This window comes from Fodinicola acaciae (assembly GCF_010993745.1).
Lineage (GTDB): Bacteria > Actinomycetota > Actinomycetes > Mycobacteriales > HKI-0501 > Fodinicola > Fodinicola acaciae.
This window is the reverse complement of sequence record NZ_WOTN01000002.1, coordinates 1,754,616-1,778,029: the sequence shown is the minus strand read 5'-3', so window position 1 is coordinate 1,778,029 and position 23,414 is coordinate 1,754,616. Positions and strand designations below refer to the sequence as shown.

Annotated in this window: 24 protein-coding genes and 1 pseudogene; 19 read left to right on the top strand and 6 right to left on the bottom strand. The window is 67.7% G+C overall.

Features of this window, described 5'->3' with window-relative positions; genetic code table 11:
• The first annotated feature begins 68 nt into the window (after positions 1-68).
• Positions 69-1,007, top strand: a complete 939-nt coding sequence (locus GNX95_RS23530; protein WP_163509548.1) for an AraC family transcriptional regulator — start codon at positions 69-71, stop codon at positions 1,005-1,007.
• A gap of 2 nt (positions 1,008-1,009) precedes the next feature.
• Here the strand turns inward: GNX95_RS23530 and GNX95_RS23525 are convergent, their stop codons facing one another.
• Positions 1,010-1,660: an NAD(P)-dependent oxidoreductase gene (locus GNX95_RS23525; protein ID WP_163509547.1), complete on the bottom strand. Its 651-nt coding sequence runs from the start codon at positions 1,658-1,660 to the stop codon at positions 1,010-1,012.
• Positions 1,657-2,493 (bottom strand): NmrA family NAD(P)-binding protein, encoded by an 837-nt coding sequence (locus tag GNX95_RS23520; protein ID WP_163510184.1) that lies wholly within the window; start codon positions 2,491-2,493, stop codon positions 1,657-1,659. Before GNX95_RS23520 ends, GNX95_RS23525 begins: the two co-directional genes overlap by 4 nt.
• Before the next feature lie 115 nt (positions 2,494-2,608).
• Between GNX95_RS23520 and sigI the strand changes: the two genes are divergently transcribed.
• Positions 2,609-3,496, top strand: a complete 888-nt coding sequence (sigI, locus tag GNX95_RS23515) for an RNA polymerase sigma factor SigI (RefSeq protein WP_163509546.1) — start codon at positions 2,609-2,611, stop codon at positions 3,494-3,496.
• A 53-nt stretch (positions 3,497-3,549) separates the two neighbouring features.
• The gene (locus GNX95_RS23510) at positions 3,550-3,948 is read left to right on the top strand and encodes a PNPOx family protein (RefSeq protein WP_163509545.1); all 399 of its coding nucleotides are present in this window, start codon (positions 3,550-3,552) and stop codon (positions 3,946-3,948) included.
• Positions 3,949-4,351: 403 nt separating this feature from the next.
• On the opposite strand, the gene GNX95_RS23505 is transcribed toward GNX95_RS23510, so the two are convergent.
• Positions 4,352-5,977, bottom strand: coding sequence for a polysaccharide deacetylase family protein (locus tag GNX95_RS23505; RefSeq protein ID WP_163509544.1), 1,626 nt, complete (start codon positions 5,975-5,977; stop codon positions 4,352-4,354).
• 78 nt (positions 5,978-6,055) lie between these two features.
• Between GNX95_RS23505 and GNX95_RS23500 the strand changes: the two genes are divergently transcribed.
• The 3 genes from GNX95_RS23500 (at position 6,056) to GNX95_RS23490 (ending at position 9,688) form a co-directional block, all read left to right on the top strand.
• Entirely contained in the window at positions 6,056-7,228 is a 1,173-nt protein-coding gene (locus tag GNX95_RS23500) for a Gfo/Idh/MocA family protein (protein WP_163509543.1), read from the top strand.
• A 100-nt stretch (positions 7,229-7,328) separates the two neighbouring features.
• Positions 7,329-9,101, top strand: coding sequence for an alpha/beta fold hydrolase (locus GNX95_RS23495; protein ID WP_163509542.1), 1,773 nt, complete (start codon positions 7,329-7,331; stop codon positions 9,099-9,101).
• 23 nt (positions 9,102-9,124) lie between these two features.
• A complete protein-coding gene (locus GNX95_RS23490) occupies positions 9,125-9,688 on the top strand; it encodes a kinase (protein WP_163509541.1) in 564 nt (187 codons plus the stop codon).
• Positions 9,689-9,803: 115 nt separating this feature from the next.
• Here GNX95_RS23490 and GNX95_RS23485 read toward each other — a convergent pair whose 3' ends face one another.
• Entirely contained in the window at positions 9,804-10,658 is an 855-nt protein-coding gene (locus tag GNX95_RS23485) for a helix-turn-helix transcriptional regulator (RefSeq protein ID WP_163509540.1), read from the bottom strand.
• A gap of 103 nt (positions 10,659-10,761) precedes the next feature.
• Between GNX95_RS23485 and GNX95_RS23480 the strand changes: the two genes are divergently transcribed.
• The 13 genes and pseudogenes from GNX95_RS23480 (at position 10,762) to GNX95_RS23420 (ending at position 22,038) form a co-directional block, all read left to right on the top strand.
• On the top strand, positions 10,762-11,505 hold the full coding sequence (locus tag GNX95_RS23480; RefSeq protein WP_163509539.1) for an SDR family oxidoreductase: 744 nt from the start codon (positions 10,762-10,764) through the stop codon (positions 11,503-11,505).
• Positions 11,506-11,643: 138 nt separating this feature from the next.
• A complete protein-coding gene (locus GNX95_RS23475) occupies positions 11,644-13,236 on the top strand; it encodes an AMP-binding protein (RefSeq protein WP_163509538.1) in 1,593 nt (530 codons plus the stop codon).
• Entirely contained in the window at positions 13,233-14,465 is a 1,233-nt protein-coding gene (locus GNX95_RS23470) for an acyl-CoA dehydrogenase family protein (protein ID WP_163509537.1), read from the top strand. Before GNX95_RS23475 ends, GNX95_RS23470 begins: the two co-directional genes overlap by 4 nt.
• A gap of 7 nt (positions 14,466-14,472) precedes the next feature.
• Positions 14,473-15,219 carry an enoyl-CoA hydratase/isomerase family protein gene (locus tag GNX95_RS23465; protein ID WP_163509536.1) on the top strand — a complete coding sequence of 249 codons (747 nt, stop codon included), beginning with the start codon at positions 14,473-14,475 and terminating at the stop codon, positions 15,217-15,219.
• A 17-nt stretch (positions 15,220-15,236) separates the two neighbouring features.
• Positions 15,237-16,169 (top strand): VOC family protein, encoded by a 933-nt coding sequence (locus GNX95_RS23460; RefSeq protein ID WP_163509535.1) that lies wholly within the window; start codon positions 15,237-15,239, stop codon positions 16,167-16,169.
• Positions 16,169-17,179, top strand: a complete 1,011-nt coding sequence (locus GNX95_RS23455; RefSeq protein ID WP_163509534.1) for an acyl-CoA dehydrogenase family protein — start codon at positions 16,169-16,171, stop codon at positions 17,177-17,179. The genes GNX95_RS23460 and GNX95_RS23455 overlap by 1 nt, the downstream gene beginning before the upstream one ends.
• A gap of 85 nt (positions 17,180-17,264) precedes the next feature.
• Positions 17,265-17,804 (top strand): RNA polymerase sigma factor, encoded by a 540-nt coding sequence (locus GNX95_RS23450; protein ID WP_163509533.1) that lies wholly within the window; start codon positions 17,265-17,267, stop codon positions 17,802-17,804.
• A gap of 40 nt (positions 17,805-17,844) precedes the next feature.
• Positions 17,845-18,078: pseudogene (locus tag GNX95_RS44375) on the top strand (DUF222 domain-containing protein); the annotation flags it as partial.
• Between the two features lie 805 nt (positions 18,079-18,883).
• On the top strand, positions 18,884-19,078 hold the full coding sequence (locus GNX95_RS23440; RefSeq protein ID WP_163509532.1) for a hypothetical protein: 195 nt from the start codon (positions 18,884-18,886) through the stop codon (positions 19,076-19,078).
• Positions 19,079-19,272: 194 nt separating this feature from the next.
• Entirely contained in the window at positions 19,273-19,869 is a 597-nt protein-coding gene (locus GNX95_RS23435; RefSeq protein WP_163509531.1) for a dihydrofolate reductase family protein, read from the top strand.
• A 36-nt stretch (positions 19,870-19,905) separates the two neighbouring features.
• Positions 19,906-20,244: a YciI family protein gene (locus GNX95_RS23430; RefSeq protein WP_163509530.1), complete on the top strand. Its 339-nt coding sequence runs from the start codon at positions 19,906-19,908 to the stop codon at positions 20,242-20,244.
• Between the two features lie 3 nt (positions 20,245-20,247).
• Positions 20,248-21,537, top strand: a complete 1,290-nt coding sequence (locus tag GNX95_RS23425) for an FAD-binding oxidoreductase (RefSeq protein WP_163509529.1) — start codon at positions 20,248-20,250, stop codon at positions 21,535-21,537.
• A 21-nt stretch (positions 21,538-21,558) separates the two neighbouring features.
• Positions 21,559-22,038, top strand: coding sequence for a DinB family protein (locus GNX95_RS23420; RefSeq protein ID WP_163509528.1), 480 nt, complete (start codon positions 21,559-21,561; stop codon positions 22,036-22,038).
• Here the strand turns inward: GNX95_RS23420 and GNX95_RS23415 are convergent.
• The gene (locus GNX95_RS23415; RefSeq protein ID WP_163509527.1) at positions 22,025-22,885 is read right to left on the bottom strand and encodes a phosphotransferase; all 861 of its coding nucleotides are present in this window, start codon (positions 22,883-22,885) and stop codon (positions 22,025-22,027) included. The two genes, GNX95_RS23420 and GNX95_RS23415, sit on opposite strands and share 14 nt — an antisense overlap.
• A gap of 12 nt (positions 22,886-22,897) precedes the next feature.
• Entirely contained in the window at positions 22,898-23,317 is a 420-nt protein-coding gene (locus GNX95_RS23410) for a DoxX family protein (protein ID WP_163509526.1), read from the bottom strand.
• Positions 23,318-23,414: the final 97 nt, after the last annotated feature.

Sequence of the window (23,414 nt, the reverse complement as noted above, 5' to 3'; positions counted from 1 at the left end):
CCGAACCGGACATGGCTCGGCCGCTCGGTCGCATACGCGATCGTCTTCCTGAGGCTAAAATCGGCGGCATGGACGCGCTCGCCGGCCTCCTCGACGGTCCGCGGGCCCGGGGCGCCTTCTTCATCCGGTCGATCTTCGATCCGCCGTTTGGTATCCGGATCGAGGACGACGCGCCGCTGACCCTGATCTGCCTGGTACGCGGAGCGGCCTGGCTGGTGCCGAGCCAGGACGACCCGGTGCGGCTGGGTCCCGGCGACGTGGCGCTCGTCCGTGGCACCGAGCCGTACGTGGTCGCCGACACGCCGTCGCGGCAGGCGGAGATCGTCGTCCAGCCGGGACAGCGGACCACCGACCTGCGCGGCGGCGAGCTGTGTGCCGCCATGGATCTCGGCGTACGCGCCTGGGGAGACAACCCACGCGGCTCGGTCATGATGATCACCTGCTCGTACCAGCTGCCCGGCGAAATCGGCCACCGGCTGCTCGAGACGCTCCCCACGCGCGTCGTGCTGCCGGCCGACAGCTGGGACTGTCCGCTGTTGCCGCTGTTGAGCACCGAGGTCGAGAAGGACCTGCCAGGTCAGGAGGCGGTGCTGGACCGGCTGCTCGACCTGCTGCTCATCGCGGCGCTGCGAGCCTGGCTCGACCGCCCGGACGCGCCGGCCTGGTATCGCGCGCACGGCGACCCGGTCGTCAGCAAAGCACTGCAGCTCCTGCACGAGGCGCCCGACCAGGCCTGGACGATCGGCAACCTGGCCGCCCGCGTCGGCGTGTCACGTGCCGTGCTCGCGCGCCGCTTCGCCGACCTGGTTGGCGAGCCGCCGATCGGCTATCTCACCAACCTGCGGCTCACCATCGCGGCCGACCTGCTCCGCGAGCCACACGCGACGCTCGACGCGGTGGCGCGCCAGGTCGGCTATGGCTCGTCGTTCGCGCTCAGCACCGCGTTCAAGCGCGTACGCGGCATGAGCCCGCAGGAGCATCGCCGTGGCCAGCCCACACCGAAGTAGCGTCAGTACGCGACGCCAACCGTCCGCTGGAACGTCTCGGTGCGGTCCACCAGGCTCAACATGCAGTGTGCGAGATCGGCGCGAGAAATCGCCAGACCGCCGGGCAGATTCTCCCCCACCGCGACCCGGTAGCGGCCGGTGACCGGCTTGTCGACCAGCCGCGGCGGCCGGATCGCGGTCCAGTCCAGGCCGCTGTCCCGCAGCACGTCCTCCATGACCGCGAGGTCCGCGTATTGCTTGCGGAACATCGCCTTTACCAGCGGCGCACCAAAATAGCGGACGAAAAGGCCGTCGCCAGGGTCGTGCCGCGGCGGATGCGGTCGGTTGGGTGATGGCATGGTGGAAATCGGTGAGGCGCTGATCGCGATGAGCCGCCGTACGCCGGCGATCCGCATGGCCTCCACGATTTTCCTCGTACCAGCCGACGCGATGCCGGCCTCGGCGTTCGTCGTCGCGCCAAGGCACGACAAGACAGCGTCGGCGCCGTCGACATCCGGCGCGGTCGTACGCAGGTCTGCTTGCACCGTCCGTATGTCCATTGGCAGTTTGCTTGGGTTCCTGGCCACGACGGTCACGTCATGACCGGCCGCGATGGCCTGTTCCAGCACGTGCTTTCCGACGCCGCCGGTCGCGGCGACCACCGTGAGTTTCACCGGAACGCGGCCTCGTTCCTGCTGACCCAGTCGGCGAAACTCGCCGGCGGACGACCGAGGATTTTCTCCGCGTCAGGTGCCACGACCGCCGGAGAGTCGACCAAAGCGGCCAGCCGGGCGAGATTGGCATCGACGAACGCCTCGGAAAATCCCTTGCCGAGGATGACCTTCCTGGCCAGCTCCGGCGCGATGTCGACGTACTCCAACTGCCGCCCGAGCACGGTCCCGATGACGCCGACCATTTCGCGCTGCGTGAGCGTCTGCGGGCCGGTCACCTCGACCCGGCGTCCGAGCAGGTCGTCCTCCAGCAGCGCGACGGCGGCAACCGCGGCGATGTCCCGCGGATCGACCGGCGTCTCGGCGGCATTCGCGTACGGGCCGCGGACGACGTCCCCGGCGCGGATCTGCTCACCCCACATGCCGACCGAGTTCGGCGCGAACGTGCTGGCGCGTACGCTCACCCACTGCAGGCCGGACGCGATGACCGCGTCCTCGGTTTCTTTGTTGCGGTCGCCGCGAAACCGCGACGGCTGCCGGCTGAAGTCGTCGTCGACGTTGTTGGCCGACAGTGCGACCACTCGCCGTACGCCACTGCCCGCGGCTGCCGCCAGCAACCGGTCCACCTCGGTGCCAACGGCTCGCGGATTGACGAACAGCGCGGTCACCCCGCGGAGGCTGTCCGGACTGGCCGCGTCACCTTCGACAACCTCACAGGACAGGCCGGCCGCCTGCCGGTCGCGCGTAACGGCACGCACCTCGGCGCCGCGTGCCGTGACCATCTCGACCAGCGGCCGTCCCACGTTGCCGGTCGCTCCGGTCACCAGGATCATGATGTGTCCTCTCGTCAGGCCGCCATCCGCGGCGGCGCGACAACGAGGACGCAGTGGCCGGAAGAAAAGTGACGACGTGGATTGGTAACTTTTCCAGTCGCTGTCTCGTCGTGACGACATGAACGACTCAGGGGACCTGACCGTGGCCGAAGTCACCGATCGCTTCGCGGCTGCCTGGCACGCCCACCACGCCTATCTGGTGAACCTGGCGTTTCGCATGCTCAACGACATCGGCCACGCCGAGGACCTGGTCCAGGAGGCGTACGCGCGACTGGCCCGCGCCGACCTGAACACGATCGAGGACGACCGTGCCTGGCTCACCGTGGTCACCAGCAGGTTGTGCCTGGACCACCTGCGTTCGGCGGCCGCTCGGCGTGAGCACGCCAGGGACACCACCGTACTGGAGCCGACGACGGCGCTCGGCAGCCTGCCGCCGGCCGACCCGGCCGACCGCGTCACGCTGGACGACGAGGTCCGCACGGCTCTTTCCGTTGTCCTGCACCAACTCGGCCCGGCCGAACGGGTCGCGTTCATCCTGCACGACGTGTTCGGAACGCCGTTCGCGGAGATCGCCGAGACCCTGGGCCGGCCGATCGCCTCCTGCCGTCAACTCGCCCGCCGCGCCAGGCAGAAGATCGCCGACTCGCGAAAACACGGTGGACCGGTCACGTACGACAAGCACGACGTGGTGACCGAGAAGTTCATCACCGCCTGCGCCAACGGCGACCTCGAGGCGTTGACGGCCGTGCTCAGTCCGGAGGTCTGGGGAGTCGCCGAGTTCGGTGCCGACGCACCGCTGCCGCCGCAGGTCAACCACGGCCGCGAGCTGGTCGCCGCGAACATGGTTCGCTTCAACGGGCCCGACGCGACGATGGTGTCGCTGCCAGGGGCCAGTCAGCCGACCCTGCTCGCCTTCCGGCAGCGCCGGCCGTACGCGGTCATCACCCTCACCGTGGTCGGTCAGCGGGTCGCCAAGGTCCACCTTGTCGGCAGGCTGGACGGCTGACGATGTCACATTCCGGGACGCCTGCCTCGTCGTGATGGCGAGGAGGTCATCCAATGTCATCAACAGCAATGCGGATCGCACGCGCGGTGAATCCGTACATGGTCAAGCTCGCCGGTGGCCGCCGGCTGGCGATGCAGGCCCGGCTCACCCACCGCGGCCGCAAGTCCGGCCGTACGTACACGATCCCGGTGAACGCGCGGCTCACCGAGCACGGCTTCCTGGTCCCGATGCCGTACGGCGAAACCGTCGACTGGTGCCGCAACATCATGGTGGCCGGCGAATGCCAGATCCGATATCACGGCGTCGACTACGTCGCCGGCGACCCGGAGATCGTCAGCGCTGACGATCTCCGGTCGACGATCCGTACCGACTTCAATCCGTTCGAGCGGCTGTTCATCAAAATGGTGAAACTGCGGATGTTCCTGTTGCTGCCGACCGTACGCCGGGCCTAGACGATTCATTCCAAAGGGTAGGGGCGCGCCGGCGTGACGTGACGGCTAACGAAGGCGAGCATGTCCAACATCGGTTTGCCGAGCACCGGCCGGGTCGCCGCGAGAGAGTGTGTTGTTGACCATGGGGTTTTCGCGCACGTCAGGATCAAAATGCGCGCGACAATCCCATGATCGACAAGTCGGACACGTCACGGCGTCCCCGGCAGGTGGCGAAAAGGACCACTATGTGGACTCGATGAGTACGTGACTCTTATCCACGTGAGTAGCCCTGTTGTCCTAGCCGAAGATCAGCCGCTCCGGGGTGGTGAAAGTGTGGCCGAGTAGCATCGAGTCACCGCGCCACGGTGTCGGACCACGGCCGATGCCGTTGTGCCACGCGAAAGCACCCCCGGCCGGTGATCGGTCAGGAGAGGCTGATGCGGTGCCTGACGCCGTCGGCCGATCCGGTGACCTGGACCAGCTGGTACGAAATGCCGTGCACCGTCGCGCGAGTCGTTGACGCCGGCTCGCCATCGACACGCACCACCGCCTCGGTCGGGATCATCAGCGTCTGCGAGCCGCCATACGCCGTCACCGTCCATCCGTCGGCATCGGCGGAGATCGTCGAAGCGTCACGCGCGATCGTGTACGCGGCCCATTCCTCGGAGCTCCAGATCTCCAGGCCGAGGTCACGCGCCGCCTTCCACACCGCACGGAAGAACTTCGCACTGTACGTGGCAAAAGACACTGGATGGGACTGCATCGACAGCGGTCCGTGGCCGTCGCGTATCAGTCCGGCGAGGTGGTCGGCGACCGCCGCGGCCTCGATCTCCGGACTGCCGCCGAGCCGGTCGACGATGGTCACGTCGTCGAAAACCTGGGTCGGCTGCTGGAAAACGTCGATCATGGTGCCGTCAACGTCGACGTGCCGCATCGGCCGCGACGAGCCGTGCAGGAAGTTGAGCCACACGTCCCCCATGCCGTGCGTGTTCAGCTCCATCCGTACGCCGACATCCGCCAGCACGTACGCGAGATCGGCATAGCCTTTCCAGACCATGCAGTGATTCCGGTTGACCAGCGGCCGGAATCCGTGCTGTTGTTGGAAAGTCGCCACATCGTCGCGGACGATGCGCTCGATGACCAGCTCCTGGTCCTCTCCGTCGGCCCAGTCGCCGAGCGCGTCGTGGTGGATGCCGAAAGAATGGCCGCGCTTGCGCAGCTCGACCACGTCCGCCGGCGTCAGCACGCCAGGACGGTCACCCATCATCAGATAGAACGTGTCGTGGAATCCGAACTCCTCGACCGACTCCAGGATCTTCTCGAACTGTTCCCGGGTCGACCAGTCGTCGTCGGAATCCTGGATGACCAGTGACCGCATCGCCGGATCGGGGTAATACCACCAACGCGGCACCGGCCGGCTGGCGGCGCGGACGACCGCGTTGGCCAGCAACCGGCCGTGGATGTCGGCCTGTGGCTGGTGCCAGCACGACCGGTCGACATCCTCGTTGAGCAGATCCATTTGCCGGTAAGGCAAAACGCCGTGCGCGCGGCTGCCGGCGCGGGCCGGATCGCCTTGCCGCAGCCTGGTGATCGCCGCCGCCACGTCGTAATGAAAAGCGATCATCCGGCCGATCTCGGTGATCGCCGGCCCCTCTTCGCCGACCAGTTTCGCTGCCACCGTCGCGCCGTCCGGCAGGCCGTCGTAGAGGTCGGCGGCGACATGGGTCTGCATCCGATCGGCGTCGCTGACCTGGACGTACGCAGGCAGTACGTGGCGATCCGCCGGTGTGAAGCCAAAATATCCGGCGAGCAGCCGCGATGGCCGGATCAGCACCAGTCCGCCGCCATCTCGTACGTAATCGCGCAGCAGTTCCGCTTCGGCGCGATAGACCGGACAGCGCGCGAGCAGCACCACCGGCGCGTCGGCCAGCACTGCCGCAAGTTCGACGCTGTCCAGATCGAGCAGGTCGCCTGGCAATCCTTCGCTGCGGCAGATCTCGGCCAGATACGGACCGTACGTGCCGCCTCTGTTCAGGATCGGGAAGGACATGACTCCTCTTCCATATCTCGAAGATTCTTTCGAGATATCATCCATCGATCTCACCAAACCACAAGAGGATGGACCGAAATGGACCGTATTCGGATAGCCGTCGTCGGTCTCGGGCCGCGCGCCATCGGCACCTGGCTGCCGATGCTCACTGTGGTCCCCGGCTATGTCATCACCGCGATCCACGATCCGATCGCGGTCCGCACCCGCCGTGCGCTCGACGCCTTGCCGGCGTCCGTACGCGGCCACGACAGCTACGCAGCCGTGCTCGCCGATCCGGACGTGGACGCGGTCGCGCTGACCGTACGTTCCGAACACCAGGGTGCGATGGCCGCACAGGCTCTGGAGGCGGGAAAACACGTCCATGCCGAGGTGCCGGCGGCGCATTCCATCGAGGACTGCTGGCGGATCGTCCTCGCCGCCGAGCGTGCCGGCCGGGTCTACCAACTCGCCGAACAGACGCGCTACTGGTCCTTTGTGGACGATTGGCGGCGGATCGTCGCGGCCGGCGAGCTCGGTGACATTTCCCTTGCCGAAGCGCAGTATTTCCACTATCTGCCGGAGGGGATGTTCGCCGATCCGGTGACCGGCGACCCGGTCCATCCGAGCGCGGCGTCCGCCGACGCGCGCCGCACCTGGTCCCATCGGATGCCGCCGATCCATTATCTGCCGCACTCATTGAGCCCCATGCTCAAGGTGCTGGACGACCGGGTCACGGAGGTGGTGGCGATGAGCACTGCGCCAGTCAGCCGTGCGCATCCGGAGATCGCGCAGCCAGACCTGCAGACCGCGCTGATGAAAACCGCGCGCGGCGCGATTCTCCGGATGTCCACGAGTTTCGCGCAGCCGCATCCGGAAACCGGCTGGCATTGGTATCAGGTGATCGGCACCGGCGGCCGGCTGGAATGGCGGCGTACCGAGACCGACCAGCCGCGGCGGTGGACCGCCGGCACGCCGGCGCCGGTCGACCAGTCGTGGACGTACGAACGCGCCGACGCGCCGCCAGAGGCGTCCGGCAGTGGACACGGCGATGCCGACTACTACACGCACATCGCCTTTCGCGACAGCGTTTTCGGGGTGGCTGAGCCGGAAATGGACGTCTACCGGGCGATGGACACGGCCGCGCCGGCGATCCTGGCCGCCACTTCGATCGCGGCCGGTTCGCAGCCGCAGGCCGTGCCGGACTTCCGTCCCGGCAGTCCGGACCGACAGTCACCGGATGCTCTCAGGGTATCGGGGGTCCGGGATCGGTAACATCCCCAGCTCACCTACGCCCACAAGAGGACGCCACCCCCTGAGCCTCGCTCCTATGTTCGTTGCCGACACTTCGAAGCACGGACCTGGAGCACAGATAATGAGATTTCGAAAAGTCACGGCGGCGATGGCAGTCGCGTCGGTTTTCGTTGCCGGCCTGGTGGAATGGCAGCCACCGGCGGTGGCGAAGTCGGCGTGTCCACCGACCGCGAAACGCTGCGACGGACAGCTGATGGTGCCGACAAACTGGGCCGATCCGCGATCGCCGCGCATTCCGGTCGCGTACACCCTGGTGCCGCGGACCGATCAAAGCCGGCCGGCACTGACCACGGTCGTCGCCGACGGCGGCGGACCAGGACCGCTCGATCCCTCCTATGCCGAGCTCACCGGCGCGTTGCTCGGACCGCTCGCTGATCGCGTCGACGTGCTCATGGTCGAACCGCGCGGTTTCGGGAAATCCTCGCCGCTGACCTGTCGGGGGTTGGACGTGACGAAGCCGGCGACGATTACGTCATGCGCTCGGCAGCTCGGAAACCAGGCCGGTTTCTACAGCACCGACCAGCATGTCGCCGACATCGAGGCGGTCCGTCAGGTGGTCGGCGCGGGAAACGTGACGTTCGTCGGCAACTCGTACGGAACGCTGTTCGCGCAGGCGTACGCGTCCCGATATCCAGACGCGACGCGGGCGATGCTGCTCAACAGTGTTGTCGCCACCGGGACCGATGGCTATCAGCCGTCGGGATTTCGCAACCCGTACAGAATGGGGCTGTCCGCCTTGACGCAGGCCTGCGCCCGATCGTCGGCGTGCCGGACCACCTTCCGGAATCCGACCGCGCTTTGGGCCGCATTGGTGCAGCGCCTGCGTACGATCCGCGATCCGCGTCTTTCCGTGTCGTCGACGGCGGCTTTGGCGTCCGCGGTCTCCGTGCCGGACGCGAGCGAGAAGCTCGCCGCGGTCAGCGCGTATCTGCACGGCGACCGAGCTCCACTCTATCGGCTGGCCACGCGTGTCAAAGCGGCGCCGACGCTGGGAAACTCGCTATCGCCTGCGCTTTTTACCTACAACTGTGGTGACCCGCGTTTTCCGTACGATCGCAACGCCACGGCGGACCAGCGGATCAGGCAGCTCGACGCTTTCACCGCCAAGAACCGGATTTTCTGGCCGTACGCGCGCGCCGAGTCGACCGACCCGACCCTGCTCTGGACCCGGCTGTGCGCCTATTGGCCGACGCAACGGCAAAGCCCACCGGTTTCCGCCGGTCGACCCGACGTTCCCGTACTGGCGATGAGCGGCCAGTTCGACACCGTCACCGCACCTGCCGACGCGGCCACAGTCGCCTCGCGTTTTCCGCGTGGCCGAGCCGTCACGACGCCTTTCGGTGGCCACGGTCTGCTGCTGAGCATGACACCGGCCGGCGCCTGTCCGCAGTCGGTCCTGCGGGGCTTCCTCGCTGAGCCGGACGCCGGCATCGAGGTGCCTTGTACGGCCGAAAACTATCGGCTGCTTGGCGGTTTTCCCCGTGCTGCCAGCACGATCGTGGCGGCGTACCAAACCGCGCTCGACGCGATCGGTCCGCTCAACCCCAACGCGTCCCTGCCGGTTACCGCACGCGAACCCGGCCTGCGTGGAGGACATCGTGACCATGACGAGAAAACCGGCCAGCTGACCCTGACCGGATTCGGCTATCTCCCCGGCACCACGGTGGACGGCACGGTCAGGATCGATCCCTCGACCGGCATGGCGATCGCCGACCTGACGCTGAGGTCACAGCATGTTTCGCTTTCCTGGAAAGCATTTCAGGCCGAGGACCTGACGACCGTCACCGGCACCGTCGACGGACGTCCGTTCACCACCCGGATACCCGGTCACTGAACGGACGGGAGATAATCGTGGTCATGCATGCGGCGGCGGGTTTTCCGGACACCAGGTTGATCGTGATACGCGGCAACTCCGGATCAGGCAAGAGCACCATCGCCCGCCAGTTGCAGCTGCGCCACGGCCGCGGTTGCGCGCTCGTACAACAGGATTACCTCCGGCGGATCGTGCTCCGCGAGCGCGACCTCCCCGGCGGCGCCGCGCCGGCTCTCATCGAGACCACCGCGCGCTTCGCCCTCGACCATGGATATCACGCGATCGTCGAAGGCATCCTGCACAGCGACAAATACCGCGACATGCTCCTACGGCTCGGCCGCGACCACCGCGGCCGGACCGCCGTCTTCTATCTCGACGTGAGCTTCGCCGAAACCCTTCGCCGGCACCAAACGCGGCCGCAGGCGGCGGACTTCACCGCCGAGGAGATGCGCGAGTGGTACCAGCCGCGGGACCTGCTCGGTGCCGCCGGCGAGCACGTACTGCCGGAGGACACCTCGCTCGAAGACGCCATCGCCACCATCGCCGAGGTCAGCGGCCTGCCGCTGGAGGAACGCGACGACGACTTCCGTCCCCATCTCACCGCCTGAAGACCGCTGGGTTTCCGTTGTTTGCGGTTGGGCTGCCTCGCGCCAGCGCCAGCTGGAGCGCTAAATGTTCCGATTTGATGTCTTGTTAAACATGTATTACACCAACTGTCGGTTGTCAGCCTGGTGTTGACAGGTTCTGGGTGCCGACCACCTTGAGCAGCCGAAGCGCGTCGTACGAGCGGGTGCCTGGCGCGGCGGTGTAGAAGACGATCCACTGGTCCTGGACCGGATCGTGCAGGCCCTCGCAGTCCAGGTCGAGCCAGCCGACCAGCGGATGATGCAGTCGCTTGTGCGTCGAACGCCCGGTCTCGACGTCTCCGGCGTCCCAGCGAGCGCGGAAGTCGGGGCTCGCGGCGCGCAGCCGCGCGATCAGCCGGCGTACGCGGGCCGCGCGCGGATACCGGGCGGCGACGGCACGTAGGTCGGCCACCGACTCGCGCGCGAACCGCTCCGCGCCGTCCCCGTCGTGGCGGTCGCGCGCAGCCGGGTCGGTGAAGAAACGCCAGACCACGTTGCGGTCGTCGGCCGGGATCGCCGAGAAGTCCACCAGCAACGCCGCCGCCATGGCGTTCCAGGCCAGCACGTCGTACGCGGCGTCGCACACCAACGCCGGCGTGTCGTCGAGCCGGTCGAGCAGGTGCAGCACACCTGGCCGTACGGTCCGGGCCGGCTCCGGCGGCGGCGCCGGCACCTCGCCGGCCAGGTGGTGCAGGTGGCTCATCGCGTTGTCGGACAGCCGCAACGCGCGACCGAGCGCGGCCAGCATCTGCCGCGACGGCCGCGGTCCGCGGCCCTGTTCGAGCCGGATGTAGTAGTCGACCGACATGCCGGCCAGCTGAGCGACCTCCTGCCGCCGCAGTCCCGGCGTACGCCGCCGGTTTCCGGCCGCCAGGCCGACATCCGCCGGCTGCAGGCGCGCTCGGCTGCGGCGCAGGAACGCGGCCAGCTCGCTGCGGTCGAGATGTCCCATCCGTCCATCGTGCCTGCCCTGCCGACCGGTCACCATGGGACCGGCGATACCAGCCTCGCCGCTGCTCTCCCGGCCGTACGCTCCGCGGGTCAGCCTTGGCGGCATGACCTCCACTGCAGAGCGTGACATCATCCTGATCACCGGCGCCAACAAAGGAATCGGCTTCGCCACCGCGCAGGTGCTGGCGCGAGCCGGACACGTCGTCCTGCTCGGCGCGCGAGACGACGAACGCGGACAGGCGGCAGCGGCGGCCTTGGGGCGAGAGGGTTTGGACGCGCGGTTCGTACGCCTCGACGTGACCGCACCGACGACGATCCAGGCGGCCGCGCAGCTGATCGAGTCCACCCACGGCCGGCTCGACGTGCTGGTCAACAACGCGGGGATCAGCCGCGACCGGCCGTACGGACCGACCGACCTGCCGATCGACAACCTGCGAGAGATCTACGAGACCAACGTCTTCGGCGTCGTCGCGGTCACCAACGCGATGCTTCCGCTGCTGCGTCGATCGCGGAACCCTCGCGTCGGCAACGTGTCCAGCGGGTTGGGGACGTTCGCGTTTCTCACCGACCAGGGCGCACCGCACGCGTCCTTCGCCAACCTGCTCGGCTACAACTCGTCCAAGGCGGCCCTCAACGCGGTCACGGTCATCTACGCCAACACACTGCGGGCGGCCGGCGTACGGGTCAACGCTCTGTCACCAGGCTATTGCGCGACCGATCTGAACGAGCACACCGGGGAGCTGCCGGCCGAGCGCGGCGGCGAGTTCATCGCGAGCCAGGTCATGACACCGGCCGGCGGACCCACCGGCGTGTTCCTGCGCGAAGGCGGCGGCACGTACGACTGGTGATCGCGGCGCAGATCACGTTTGACCCGCGGTGACAGTGGGCATGAGGGCTTCTGGATGGCCACGGGGGGTGCACTCGTGGTCGGATGGATGACACCTGACCCGCTTCGAAGGCCGCCGGGAGGCCGTACGGAGGTGTGCATGCGCGAGGAGGGACTGGAGAGTCTGGTCGTCGGCGACGTGCTCCGGCGACGTGCGACGACACACCGTCGCGAGGTGTTCCTCAAGTTCCACGACGGCGAGCTCAGCTACGCCGAGGTCGACGCGATGACCGACCGGGTGGCCAACGGTCTGGCCGCGCACGGCGTCGGCACCGGTCAGCACGTCGCGGTCATGCTGCCCAACAGCACCGACTTCCTGTTCACGATCTTCGCGTTGTCCCGGCTCGGCGCCGTCGCCGTGCCGGTGAACACCGCGCACCGAGGCGAGATGCTGGCACACGTACTGGCCAGCTCCGACTCCTCCACGCTGGTCGTCGACGCCGCGTACGCCGAGCGCGTCACGCCGCTCACGCACCGCCTGCCTGGCCTCGGCCGGGTGATCGTACGCGGTGACCTCGATCGTCCGGTCGGCAAGCCGACGCTGCCGTTCTCCGAGCTGCTCGCGCACGGCGCCGAGCCGGTACGCCGGGCTGTGGCGTTCTCCGACCTGCAGGCGATCATGTACACATCCGGCACGACCGGTCCCTCCAAAGGCGCGATGTGCTCGCACGCGCTCGCGTTGACCTGCGCGATCGACTCACTCGACTATCTCGACCGGTGGGGCAAGACGATCTACTGTCCGCTGCCGCTGTTCCACGCGGCCGGCCTGTGGGACGGCGTCTTCTCGGCGATGCTCGGCGGCGGCGCGATCGCGGTGGCCGACCGGTTCCACGCGTCGCGGTTCTGGGACGACGTACGCGCGTTCGACGCGAAGGTCTGCATGAGCGTGTTCTCGATGATCCCGATCCTGTTGAACAGACCGGAAACCCCGCTGGACAAACAGCATCCGCTCGAGACGTTCTACATGGGGAAGTCGGTCCTGGACGCGCCGCTGACGGAGCGGTTCGGCGTACGGTCGGCGGAGACGTACACCAGCACCGAGGCCGGCATCGTCACGGGCAGTCCGTACGGCGAATGGCGGCTCGGGTCGTGCGGCACGCCAAACGAGCGGCGCTTTGAGGTCGGCGTGGTGGACGAGCAGGACCGCCTGCTCGGTCCGGGCGAGCCGGGCGAGATCGTCGTACGTCCCAAGCAGCCGTTCGTGATCACCACCGGTTACTACGGCGCTCCGGAGGCGACCGCGGAGGCGTTCCGCAACCTCTGGTATCACACCGGCGACCGCGGCTATCGGGACGAGGACGGCTACTACTTCTTCCTCGACCGGATGAAGGACGCGATCCGGCGCCGCGGCGAGAACATCTCCGCCTTCGACGTGGAGTGCGAGGTCAACCTGCATCCGGACGTGATCGAGTGCGCGGCGACCGGCGTGCCGTCGGAACTGGAGGACGAGGACGTCAAGCTGACCGTCGTCCTGCGACCGGGGACCACGCTGGAGCACGAGGACCTGGTCGCCTTCTGCGAGGAGCGGCTGCCGCGGTTCATGGTGCCGAGGTACGTCGAGTTCGTGGACGCGTTGCCGAGGACGGCGACGGACAAGGTCGCCAAATACAAGCTGAAGGAGCGCGGTGACCACGGCCTCACCGCGTCGACCTGGGATCGCGACGCGGCGCAGGGCGCGGAGAGGACGGCATGAACTGGGAGGACTCGCCACGGGAGGCGGAGTTCCGGCAGGAGGTGCGCGCGTTCATCGGTGACCACTTCCCCGCCGGTTATCTCCCCGACCACGAGGACGAGCACTCGATGGAGCCGGAGGACGTCTGGGGCTACAACTGGCCGGTCGACCGGGTTTGCGACGATCCGGCGCGCCGCGACGGCGCGCGGCAGTGGGCAAAAGCGTTGGCGGACAAGGGATGGATCGCGCCGCACTGGCCGCGGGAGTACGGCGGCGCCGGCCTGTCCCCGCTGCTTGAATTCGTACTGCAGGAAGAAATGATGCGCGCGCGGGTGCCGACCGTGAACGGCATCGGCGCCTTCCTGCTCGGACCGACGCTGCTGGCGCACGGCACCGACGAGCAGAAAGCCGAGCATCTGCCGAGGATCGCGCGCGGCGAGGCGACCTGGGCCCAGGGATTTTCCGAGCCTGGCGCCGGATCCGACCTCGCAAGCCTGCGTACGCGCGCGGTTGCCGACGGCGACCATTACGTGGTGAGCGGCCAGAAGGTCTGGACCTCGCTGGGGCAGTATGCCGACTGGCTCTTTCTGCTCGTCCGCACCGACCCGGACGCGAAGAAGCACCGAGGCATCACCTTTCTGTTGCTGGACGCGAAAACACCGGGTGTGACCGTACGGCCGATCACCGACATCCGCGGCGCGGCACCGTTTGCCGAGATTTTCCTCGACGACGTACGCGTGCCGATGGCCAACCGCGTCGGCGCGGAGAACAAAGGTTGGTACGTGGCGATGGACGCGCTTTCGTTTGAGCGCGCGGGAATCGGCGCGTGCGTGAAGATGGAGCAGGCGCTCGCTGATTTGGTGACATATCTGCGATCCGCGGAAGGCCAGCGGTTCGTACGCGCCGACCGTGGCGCGCTGCGGCACGAGATCGCCCGTCGCTATGCCGAGATCCGGGTCGCGTACAACTTGGCCAGATACACGGTTTCCGTGCAGGCGGCCGGTGGTGTCCCCGGCTACGAGGCTTCGGTGAACCAGCTGTACGGCGCCGAGTTGTTGCAGCGGCTGGCGCGCACCGGTGCGTCCGCCTTCGGCCAGTTTTCGCTGCTGCGGCAACGCAAAGACGCGCCGTTGCACGCCACGTACGCACATCTGCGCGCGGACGCCGTCGCGGCCACGTTCCTTGGTGGCACGACGGAAATCCAACGCAACGTGATCGCCACCCGTGGCCTTGGTCTTCCGAGGGAATAGGAGAGACATGAGCGAGACCCTTGACGTACAGGTGAAAGACCGGGTTGCCTGGCTGACGCTGAACCGGCCGGACAAGCTGAACGCGCTGACTCCCGGCACCATGCGGGAGCTGCGGCAGGCGTTCACCGAGATCGACGACGACGAGGACATCTGCGTAGCGGTGCTCAAAGGCGCCGGCGAGCGGGCCTTCTGCGCCGGCATGGATCTGGACTGGTCGGAGGGGCTGACCAAGAAGGACCGGATCGAGCAGGGCCGCCTCGGCGAGAAGACGTTCGCGATGATGGCGCGGATGTCCGTGCCGGTTTTCGCCGCGGTGCACGGATACGCCGTCGGCGGCGGCCTTGAGCTGGCCCTCGGCGCCGACTTCATTGTCGCGCACGAAAACGCGAAGATGGGGTTGGTGGAGATCACCCTCTCCGCGCGTCCGCCTTACCAGCCGAAGTTCATGGACGGCAAGGAGGATCCGGACCAGCCGGAGTTTGGCGGGTCGGCGCCGGGCTGGGGCGGGGTCAAGCGGCTGCCGCAGCGGATCGGCAAGGCACGCGCCATGGAGATGCTGTTCACCGGCGTACGACTCGACGCGGCACGCGCGCTGCAGTTTGGCCTGGTCAACGACGTTTATGCCGCCGACGAGTTCGACGCTCGCGTCGAGGAGCTGGCCAACCGGATCGCCGCGATGAACCGTTACAACCTGCGGCTGGTCAAGGAGCTCGTGCAGAGCGGCTACGACTGGATCGAACCCCACCCGTCCTGAGCTGAAGGAGTCAGCAGATGCGGATCTACCGGATCGACCACGTCGCACAGCTGACCGCCGATCTGGACGGTCAGGTTTCCTTGCTGCGCAACGTCTTCGGGTTTCGCCCGACGCGTGGCTGGGACAATCCCGAGCAGGGCGTCAAAGGCGTACGGCTGGCCGTGCCCGGCAGCTGGGGCCAGGACTGGGTCGTGATCTCGCCGTCCGGCGCGGACTCGCCTTTGCAGTCCACATTGGACCAGCAGAAGGGCCGGCCGGGTTTCCACCACGTCGGCGCCGAGGTCCCGGACCTGGACGCCGCGCGCGCCGAGCTGGACAAGCGCGGACTGTCCTATGTGGACTCCGGGCACGGCTGGATCGAGGCGTCGCTGACCCCGCCGGACCACGGTCCCGGCGTACGGTTTCGGCTGCGTGGCACCGGAAGCCTGGCGCTGGCCGGCGACGAGAACGCCGAGCCGGTCGCCGAGTCCACTGTGGACGGTCCGGCGGTCGGGATCGTCACCATGGACCACATCTGCCAGGCCTACCCCGACCGCGAGGCGCTCGCGCAGTGGTATGCGGACCTGGCCGGCTTCCTGCCGATCTGGAAGACGCCGATCGACGAGCTGCCGGACATGGCGGACCTGGTGCTGAACATTCCCGGATCCTCGGTGTGCTGGGAGATCATCATGCCCCGGGGCGAGGACTCGTTCATCGACCGTTTCCTGGCCAAGAACGGGACGTCCGTGCACCACGTGACGTTCCAGGTGGCCGACTGGGACGCGGCGCGCGCCGCGCTGGCGCAGCATGGCATCGAGCCGTTCGACGATGAGGAAGGCGTCACAGACGGCGCTGCCTGGAAACACACGTTCGTACACCCGAAGCAGACCGGTGGCGTGCTCATTCAGCTGTTCTGGGAGGAAAAACCCGGCGTGTGGGTCCGCTCCGACAAGATCCCGGTGGACGCGTAGTGGACCTCACGCTGACCGAGGACCAGCAGCTCGTCCAGGCCACCGCACGAGACTTCCTGGCCAGGCGCTCCGGCGCCGGCGGATCCGAGCTGTGGAAGGAAATCGTCGAGCTCGGCTGGACCGGACTGGCCGTCCCGGAGGCATACGGCGGCGTCGGCTCGGACCTTCTCGACGTGTGCCTGGTCGCTGAAGAGCTCGGCAGGGCCGGGGTCGCGACACCGTTCGCGCCGACCGTCGCCGGTGCGTCGACCATCGCCGCCTTTGGCACGGAGCAACAGAAACAGCAGTGGCTGCCAGCGGTCGCCGACGGCCGGACGATCGCGTACGCTGTCGGATCAGACCTCGTCGCGACACCCGACCATGCCATCGACGGCCGCGTGCCGTTCGTACCGTTCGCTCAGGAGGCCGCCGATCTGCTGGTGATCACCGGCGCGTCGGCCGCGCTCGTCGACGGCGACACGCCGGGGATCACCTTCGAACGCCTCGACGTGGTCGGCAACGAGCCGGTCCACGCGGTGACCTTCGGCGCGGTTTCCGTTGGACAGCAGCGATTCCTGTCAGGGCGGTCCACAGTGGACACCGCGATGGCGTATGCCACGGTGCTCACCTGCGCGGAGATGGTCGGCGGCGCGCAGGCCGTGTTGGATCTGACCGTGGAATATGCCGGACAGCGCCGCCAGTTCGGCCGGCCGATCGGCGCTTTCCAGGCCGTGCAACATCACTGCGCCAACATGGCGATCGATCTGCTCGGCGCCCGCTTCGCCGCGTACGAGGCCGCGTGGCGGCTCGGCACCGGGTCCGACGCCACCATCGAGGTCAGCACCGCGAAGGCCGTCGTCAGCGACGCGTACGAGCGGATCTGCGCGCTCGGCCACCAGGTGCACGGCGCCATCGGGTTCACCGCCGAACACAATCTGCACCGCTATCTCGGCCACGCCACCGCCGCCGCACTCAGCTTCGGCGACGCCGACTTCCATCTCGACCGCCTCGCCACGCACCTCGGCCTGTAGGTCCACGGCTCCCCTGTGACTCAGATCACCGAGATCCTGCGCGGCCGGTGGACAACGACAAAGTGTGGGCATGACGATGCGGACGATGCGGACACGGCTTCGCTCTGGTGAGCCGGCGGCGTTCAGAGAGCTGTTCGACGCATACGCCAAGGTCGTGTACGACCACGCCTTTCGGTTGGTCGGCAGCTGGTCGACCACCGAGGACGCGGTTTCGCTGACGTTCCTGGAGGCCTGGCGGCTGCGTGAGCGGATCGACAGCAGCGTCGACGCGTCGTTGCAGCCGTGGCTGTTGGGGATTGCCACCAACGTCTGCCGCAACGTACGTCGCGTCGCGCGGCGATATGACGGTGCGCTGGCGCGGCTGCCGGCCGGTGGCGTGGTGCCGGATCCGGCGGACGAGGTGGTGACTCGGCTCGACGGCGCGGAGCAGGTCGCGCGCGGTGAGCACCGCGCGTTCCCGGCTTTCCCGCAGGAGATTCCCGGGGACCGACACCGAGCAATCCGGGAGTCGATGATGACCAACATTCAGTACGGTCAGCCAAACCGCACCGCAGGAGGCTTGTCGCCGGCCTGGTCGCCGGCGTGGCGGTCACCGCCGCGGCCACGGTCACCGCCGTGGTGCTGACCATTCCGCACGAGGCCGAGCCGGCACAGGGTGGCTCGACCTCTACCGCACCATCAGCCCCGAAACCGCCCGCCGCTTGGCCTGCGACGCCGACATCATTCCGGTCATCCTCAACTCCGAAGGCGTACCGCTGGACGTGGGCCGCAAGGAGCGCCTCGCCGGTCCAGAGTTGCGGAAAGCGTTGATCGCCCGCGACAAAGGCTGCACCCGGCCCGGATGCACCCGCCCAGTCCGGCACACCAGAGCGCACCACATTGCAATGCCACTAAGTTAAGTTGGCCACCTGATGCTGAGTATTGCCAGCATGAGGCTCATTGCTTGGTTGGCGTGTCGAGCGCTGGTGCGGTTCGACTTACCGATCGCATCTCCTTGGGTGCCGAACGCACCCTCGCCATGGCCGCAGACGTCAGGCGCGACCTGGGGACGGCGGCACGGAAACCTATCGATTCTTGAAGAGGCGGGCACACCTGCCGCGTTTTGGAGTATCGAATCCCGAACCGTGCGAGAAAGACGACAACTTCCGCGTCACATCGATTTTCGACTACGAGGACGCACCGGCACTAGTGGTGCGTGTTTGAAGTTGTTTTACGGGCAGCCTTCACCAGGATTTGGTCGGTGGTTTCGTCCACATGAACGCTCGGCTCGAGGTGCAGCTCGCGGCCTTCTCATCAACGCAGAGCACGATCGCCTTCCGCGGCGGCTCGCTGCGCCAACCCCGCCGGCGCGGTCGACGGCCGCGTCAACGACACCAACTTCTCTCGATCACCATCACGCGATCCCAGCGGAGCAATTCGAATACGGAGCTGTCTCAAATCCGCACCGTCAAGTCACTTCAGCCTCGACGAAATCGACACCCACCAAACCGGTGCACACGAGTCCTATGCTCGAAGCCGCCAGAGATTCGCCGCCAGATCACCGGGCACACAGAGCTTGTTCCTCGCCTCAGCCACGGGTGCCTTTTCGCTGTGTCGAAAACAGCTGGCCATGCCACTGACCGAAGTCGGATCATGACGGCCCGGCGACCGCCCGGGCGAAGACAGCGGTCAAACCATCGATCCGTGGTGATCTGAGGAGGACCTATGCGCAACGGAATGTACGCCGCCGTCGGACTGATCGCCGGCCTGTTGTTCGCCGTATTCGCGATCTCTGACTTCGGTGGCGGTCACTCCGACGCTGGCTGGCGCGATGTCGTGTGGATGTGCATCGGCTTCGCCGCGGGTGGCTTCCTGCTCTACCGCGCGCTCAGGGCCAGGCGTTCGACCTCCGGCCGCTGACGGACTCGACGGCGTACGAGTCCCCAACCTGACGAGGACAGCGGAGAACGTCCTGCTCTCGTGCCGTGGCAACGAGGTCGGGCCGTCTCGCCCGGGGTGGGAAATCGTCAATTCTGACGAGGTGCCTGGCGGCGGTGCCGTGGCAGCCTGTGGCAAGCAAGACGGTGAGGTCAACTGAGAGGACTGAGACCGAGATGGCCAGGGTTGTCATTCAAGCGGTCGTGTCGGTGGACGGCTACATCGCCTACCCCGACGACAGCGTCGGACCGCTGTTCGACTGGTATTTCAACGGCGACAGCGTGTTGTCCGCCGGAAAGAGCGGTTGGACGTTCAACGTCTCGAAGACGTCGTCCGCATTCGTGCAGCCGTTCTGGGACGCGGTCAAGGTCGTGGTGATCGGCCGGCACCTGTTCGACACCACCAACGGCTGGGACGGCAAGCCGGCATCCGCCGACGAGCTGGTCGTCGTCACCCACCGGCCGCTGCCCGAGCAATGGCTCGCCGACCACCCCGACGCGCCGTTCCACACCGCCGACTCGGTCGAGGCGGGTGTCGCGCTCGCCAAGCGGCTCGCCGGCGACGGCCTGGTCTGCGTGACCGCCGGTGACGTCGGCGGACAGGCGTTCTCGGCGGGGTTGCTCGACGAGGTCGCCATGGATGTCGTGCCGGTGGTCCTGGGCGAAGGCGTACGTTTCTTCGGCAGCCACACTGGCACGGTGTTGCTGGACGATCCCGATCAGGTGGTGCAAGGCGACCGTGTCCTGCATCTGCACTACACGGTCAGACACTGATCTCACCAGCCGAATCGTCCAGAAACAGGAGAAAACATGAGTACGACCGTGACCGACGAACAGGTCCAGGCGCTGGCCGCGACCGCGAAATCCTTCAGCCTGGCACTGCTTCATTGGAGCCCGGGTCGGACCATGGACGGCGCCGACGAGATCGAACGCCAACACCAGCGCCGCATGGTGTCTCTGCGCGCTGACGGAGTGATCGCCGTCCTGTGCCCGGTCGCCTCCGACACAGTGGCCGGCGTCGCGATCATGACCGTGCCAGCCGAGCAGGCCGCCCAGATCATGGCCGCCGACCCGTGCGTACAGGCCGGGATGATGCACTGCGACGTGCACCCCTGCCACGGCTTCCCCGGCGACGGTCTCCCGGCGTGAACCATGGACGGTGACGTCTTCGGTCCGGAGTCGGCTGGGTACGAGGCGGTCCGCCGGCCGGTCAACCCCACCTTCTGGCACGTACGGCCGCGACTGGTGGTCCGCTGCCGCTCGGTCTCGGACGTCGTGGAGGCCATCGCGTACGCGCGAGCCGCCGGTGTCCGGATCGTCCCTCGCGGCGGCGGCCACTGTTTCGCCGGCCGCTCGTCGACGGACGGGATCGTGCTGGACATGTCCGGCCTCGACCGGATCAGCGTGGCCGGCGACGGTGTCGCGACGGTCGGCGCCGGCGCGAATCTCGGCCAGGTGTACGCCGCGCTGCACGCTCACGGCCGGACACTGCCGGCCGGCTGTGGCGCGACCGTCGGCATCGCCGGGCTCACGCTCGGCGGCGGGCTCGGTCTGCTCGGACGCAAGCACGGCCTGACCTGCGACCGCCTCGTCGGCGCTCGGGTCGTAGTCGCCGACGGCAGCGTCCTCGACTGCGACCGCGACCGCGACCGCGATCCGGAGCTGTTCTGGGGCCTTCGTGGTGCCGGCGGTGGCCAGTTTGGCGTGGTCACGTCGCTGCGCTTGGACACCGTGCCGGAGCCGACGACCACCAGGATCCAGGCGAGCTGGCCAGCGACCGAGCAGCTGGTCTCGGCCTGGCAGGCCTGGGCTCCGGACGCGCCGGACGACCTCACCGTCAACCTGTCGTTGGTGGCCGAGCCCGGCGCCGCCGTCCAGGCCACGGTTTTCGGCGCCGCCACGCTGGCGGAGGCGCCGACCCGTGCCCTCCTGCGTGAGCTCGCCGGTCAGGCCGGAGTGCCGGCCAGCTTCGACCTGCGCGCTGGGCTGCCTTTCCACCAGCTGAAGAACAGCCTCGCCGACCCCCGAGTGCGGCTCGTACGGTCAAGGTCCGAGCTGTTCTCGCGGCCGATGGCCGGTGCCACCGTCGCATCGCTGCTGAGCCGCCTCGCGACGACCAGCGGTCGACGGGAGATCGCCTTCACCGCGCTCGGCGGCAGCTACAACCGGGTCGCCGAGGACGCCACCGCCTACGCACACCGAGGCGAGCGATTCATGGTCGAACACATCGCCGAGCCGGCAGACCCCTGGGTCGACGAGTCGTGGACGACCGCTCACGCCGACGGGTCAGGCCGCGTCTACCCCAACTTTCCTGATCCGGCCCTGGAAAACGCGACCACCGCATATCACGCCGGCAACCTCCGCCGGCTGACCGCGATCAAGAAGGCGTACGACCCGCACCAGTTCTTCGATTTCCCGCAAGCGATCCAAGGACAGACATAGTTGGCGTGGTAGGAAGCTCTGGTGAGTTTCTTCGATGTGTCGCTGGACGACGAACGCACCCAGCTCGAGGCGCTCGTCGAGGACTACCGGACCGCGATGGAGGCGAACCTCGGCGGCCTCACCGACGAGCAGGCCCGCCGCCGGCTCGTCCCGTCGGCCACCACGCTGCTCGGGCTGCTCAAGCACGTCACCTGGATGCAGCGGGTGTGGTTCGAGGAATGTGTCCGCGGCGCCGACCGGCGTGAGCTTGGCCTGGCACGGAGCCCGGAAGAGTCGTTCCGGCTCACCGACGAGGACACCATCGCATCCGTCACGGCGGCCCACCGGGCGGCGTGCGCGACGGCCAGAGCGGTGGTCGCCGAGCTGCCGTTGGACACCGTGGTGACCGGCCATCGCGCCGGACCTCGTACGCTGCGCTGGGTCTGGTTGCAGGTCCTTCGCGAGCTGGCGCATCACTGCGGGCACGCCGACATCCTGCGCGAACAGGTCATGTCCGGCTGACGAGAGCGCCGAGCGCGGGCCACGGCGGGCCCTGGCGGAGCAGGGACAGGATGTCGCGGCCGTGCTGGTGTCCATCGGGGAATTCGTCTCCGATGTCCCAGCGCCAGGCCGCGACCATCGCCAGCACGAGTCGCCGGCACTGCGTGAGCAGACCCTGGTCGAGGTCTGGATAGCGTGCGCTGACCTCCTCTGGCGTGTGCGCGACATCGAACTCGACGGGCCCGCGGCAGCACGTTTCGAAGTCGATGAACAGCGGACCGTTTCGGGTGCTGAGGAGATTGCCGGGATGTGGCTCGCCGTGCAGCAGCTGTTCGACGGCGCCGCGGCCGTTGATCCGGTCACGAGCGTCGCGCAGCGTAGTGAGCAGGAGATGTCGGTCGGAGTCAGGAAGCGCCGGGCTGTTTTCTCGGTGCGTGACCAGCCGTTCAGCCTCGGCGACGCGGTCCAGGAAGTGCGGGGTCGCGAGCTGTACGCGTCGCATGCCGACGTGCAGGCGGTGGAGCACGTCCGCGTACGCGCCTGGTGAGTCCGGCTCAGGCGCCACGACGTCGTACCAGGTCCACAACGTCACCGCGAAGCCGTCGCGTTCGTGGACCCGCGGCTCGACCCGCGGCTCCAATGCCGCGACGGGGCTGCCGGTTTCGGCCAGTCGCAAAGCCAGCTCGACCTCAAGCCCAGCCACCTCCTGCCCCACCACGGCTACTCGCGCGAAGACATCACACGGCAGCAGGCGCAGAGCGAGCTTGTTGGAATTGTGCACCACGACTATGTCGTCGACGCGCAGACTCAGCTCTCTGGCCAGTGCCGCCGCCGCTGCTGTCGCACGCGAAACGGACTCCGCGTCCACAATATGGATCCCCTAATCCTCTTCGTATTTGCCGGAAAGGTAGTTGTCCACGGCGAGTGCTCCCGGACCGGCCCACAGCAGGTAGACCATGCCGGCCAGGATACCGATGGTGAGTGGTGCGACCGCAGGCCAGAACAGCAGGTTGGCGATGGTCGCGCCGACCATGACGATGGCAAGCCCGAGCGCTGCCGGCCGGGTGAGGACACCCAGCAGGAGCGCGACCGCGGCGAGGAGCTCCAGGATTGCGAGGGCAAGCGGCAGCAGCGGTGTCTCCGGATAGCCAAACCGTGCGAGTCCCAGCGCGGCGGTGTGCAGATCCGCGAGCTTGGCGAGCGCGGCCGGAACCATGATCAGGACGGTGGCGAGCCGCAGCCCCGTGGCGATGACCGATGCTCGCCCGGTGAGGCGGTTGCGGAGCAGCGTTCGCGTCATTACATGCATGATCGTGTCCTCTCGTGACGTCGTACGGCGTGAGTCATCCACCTGGGACGTCGAAGCCGCGCCAGTTCATCGGACACAAAATCCACGT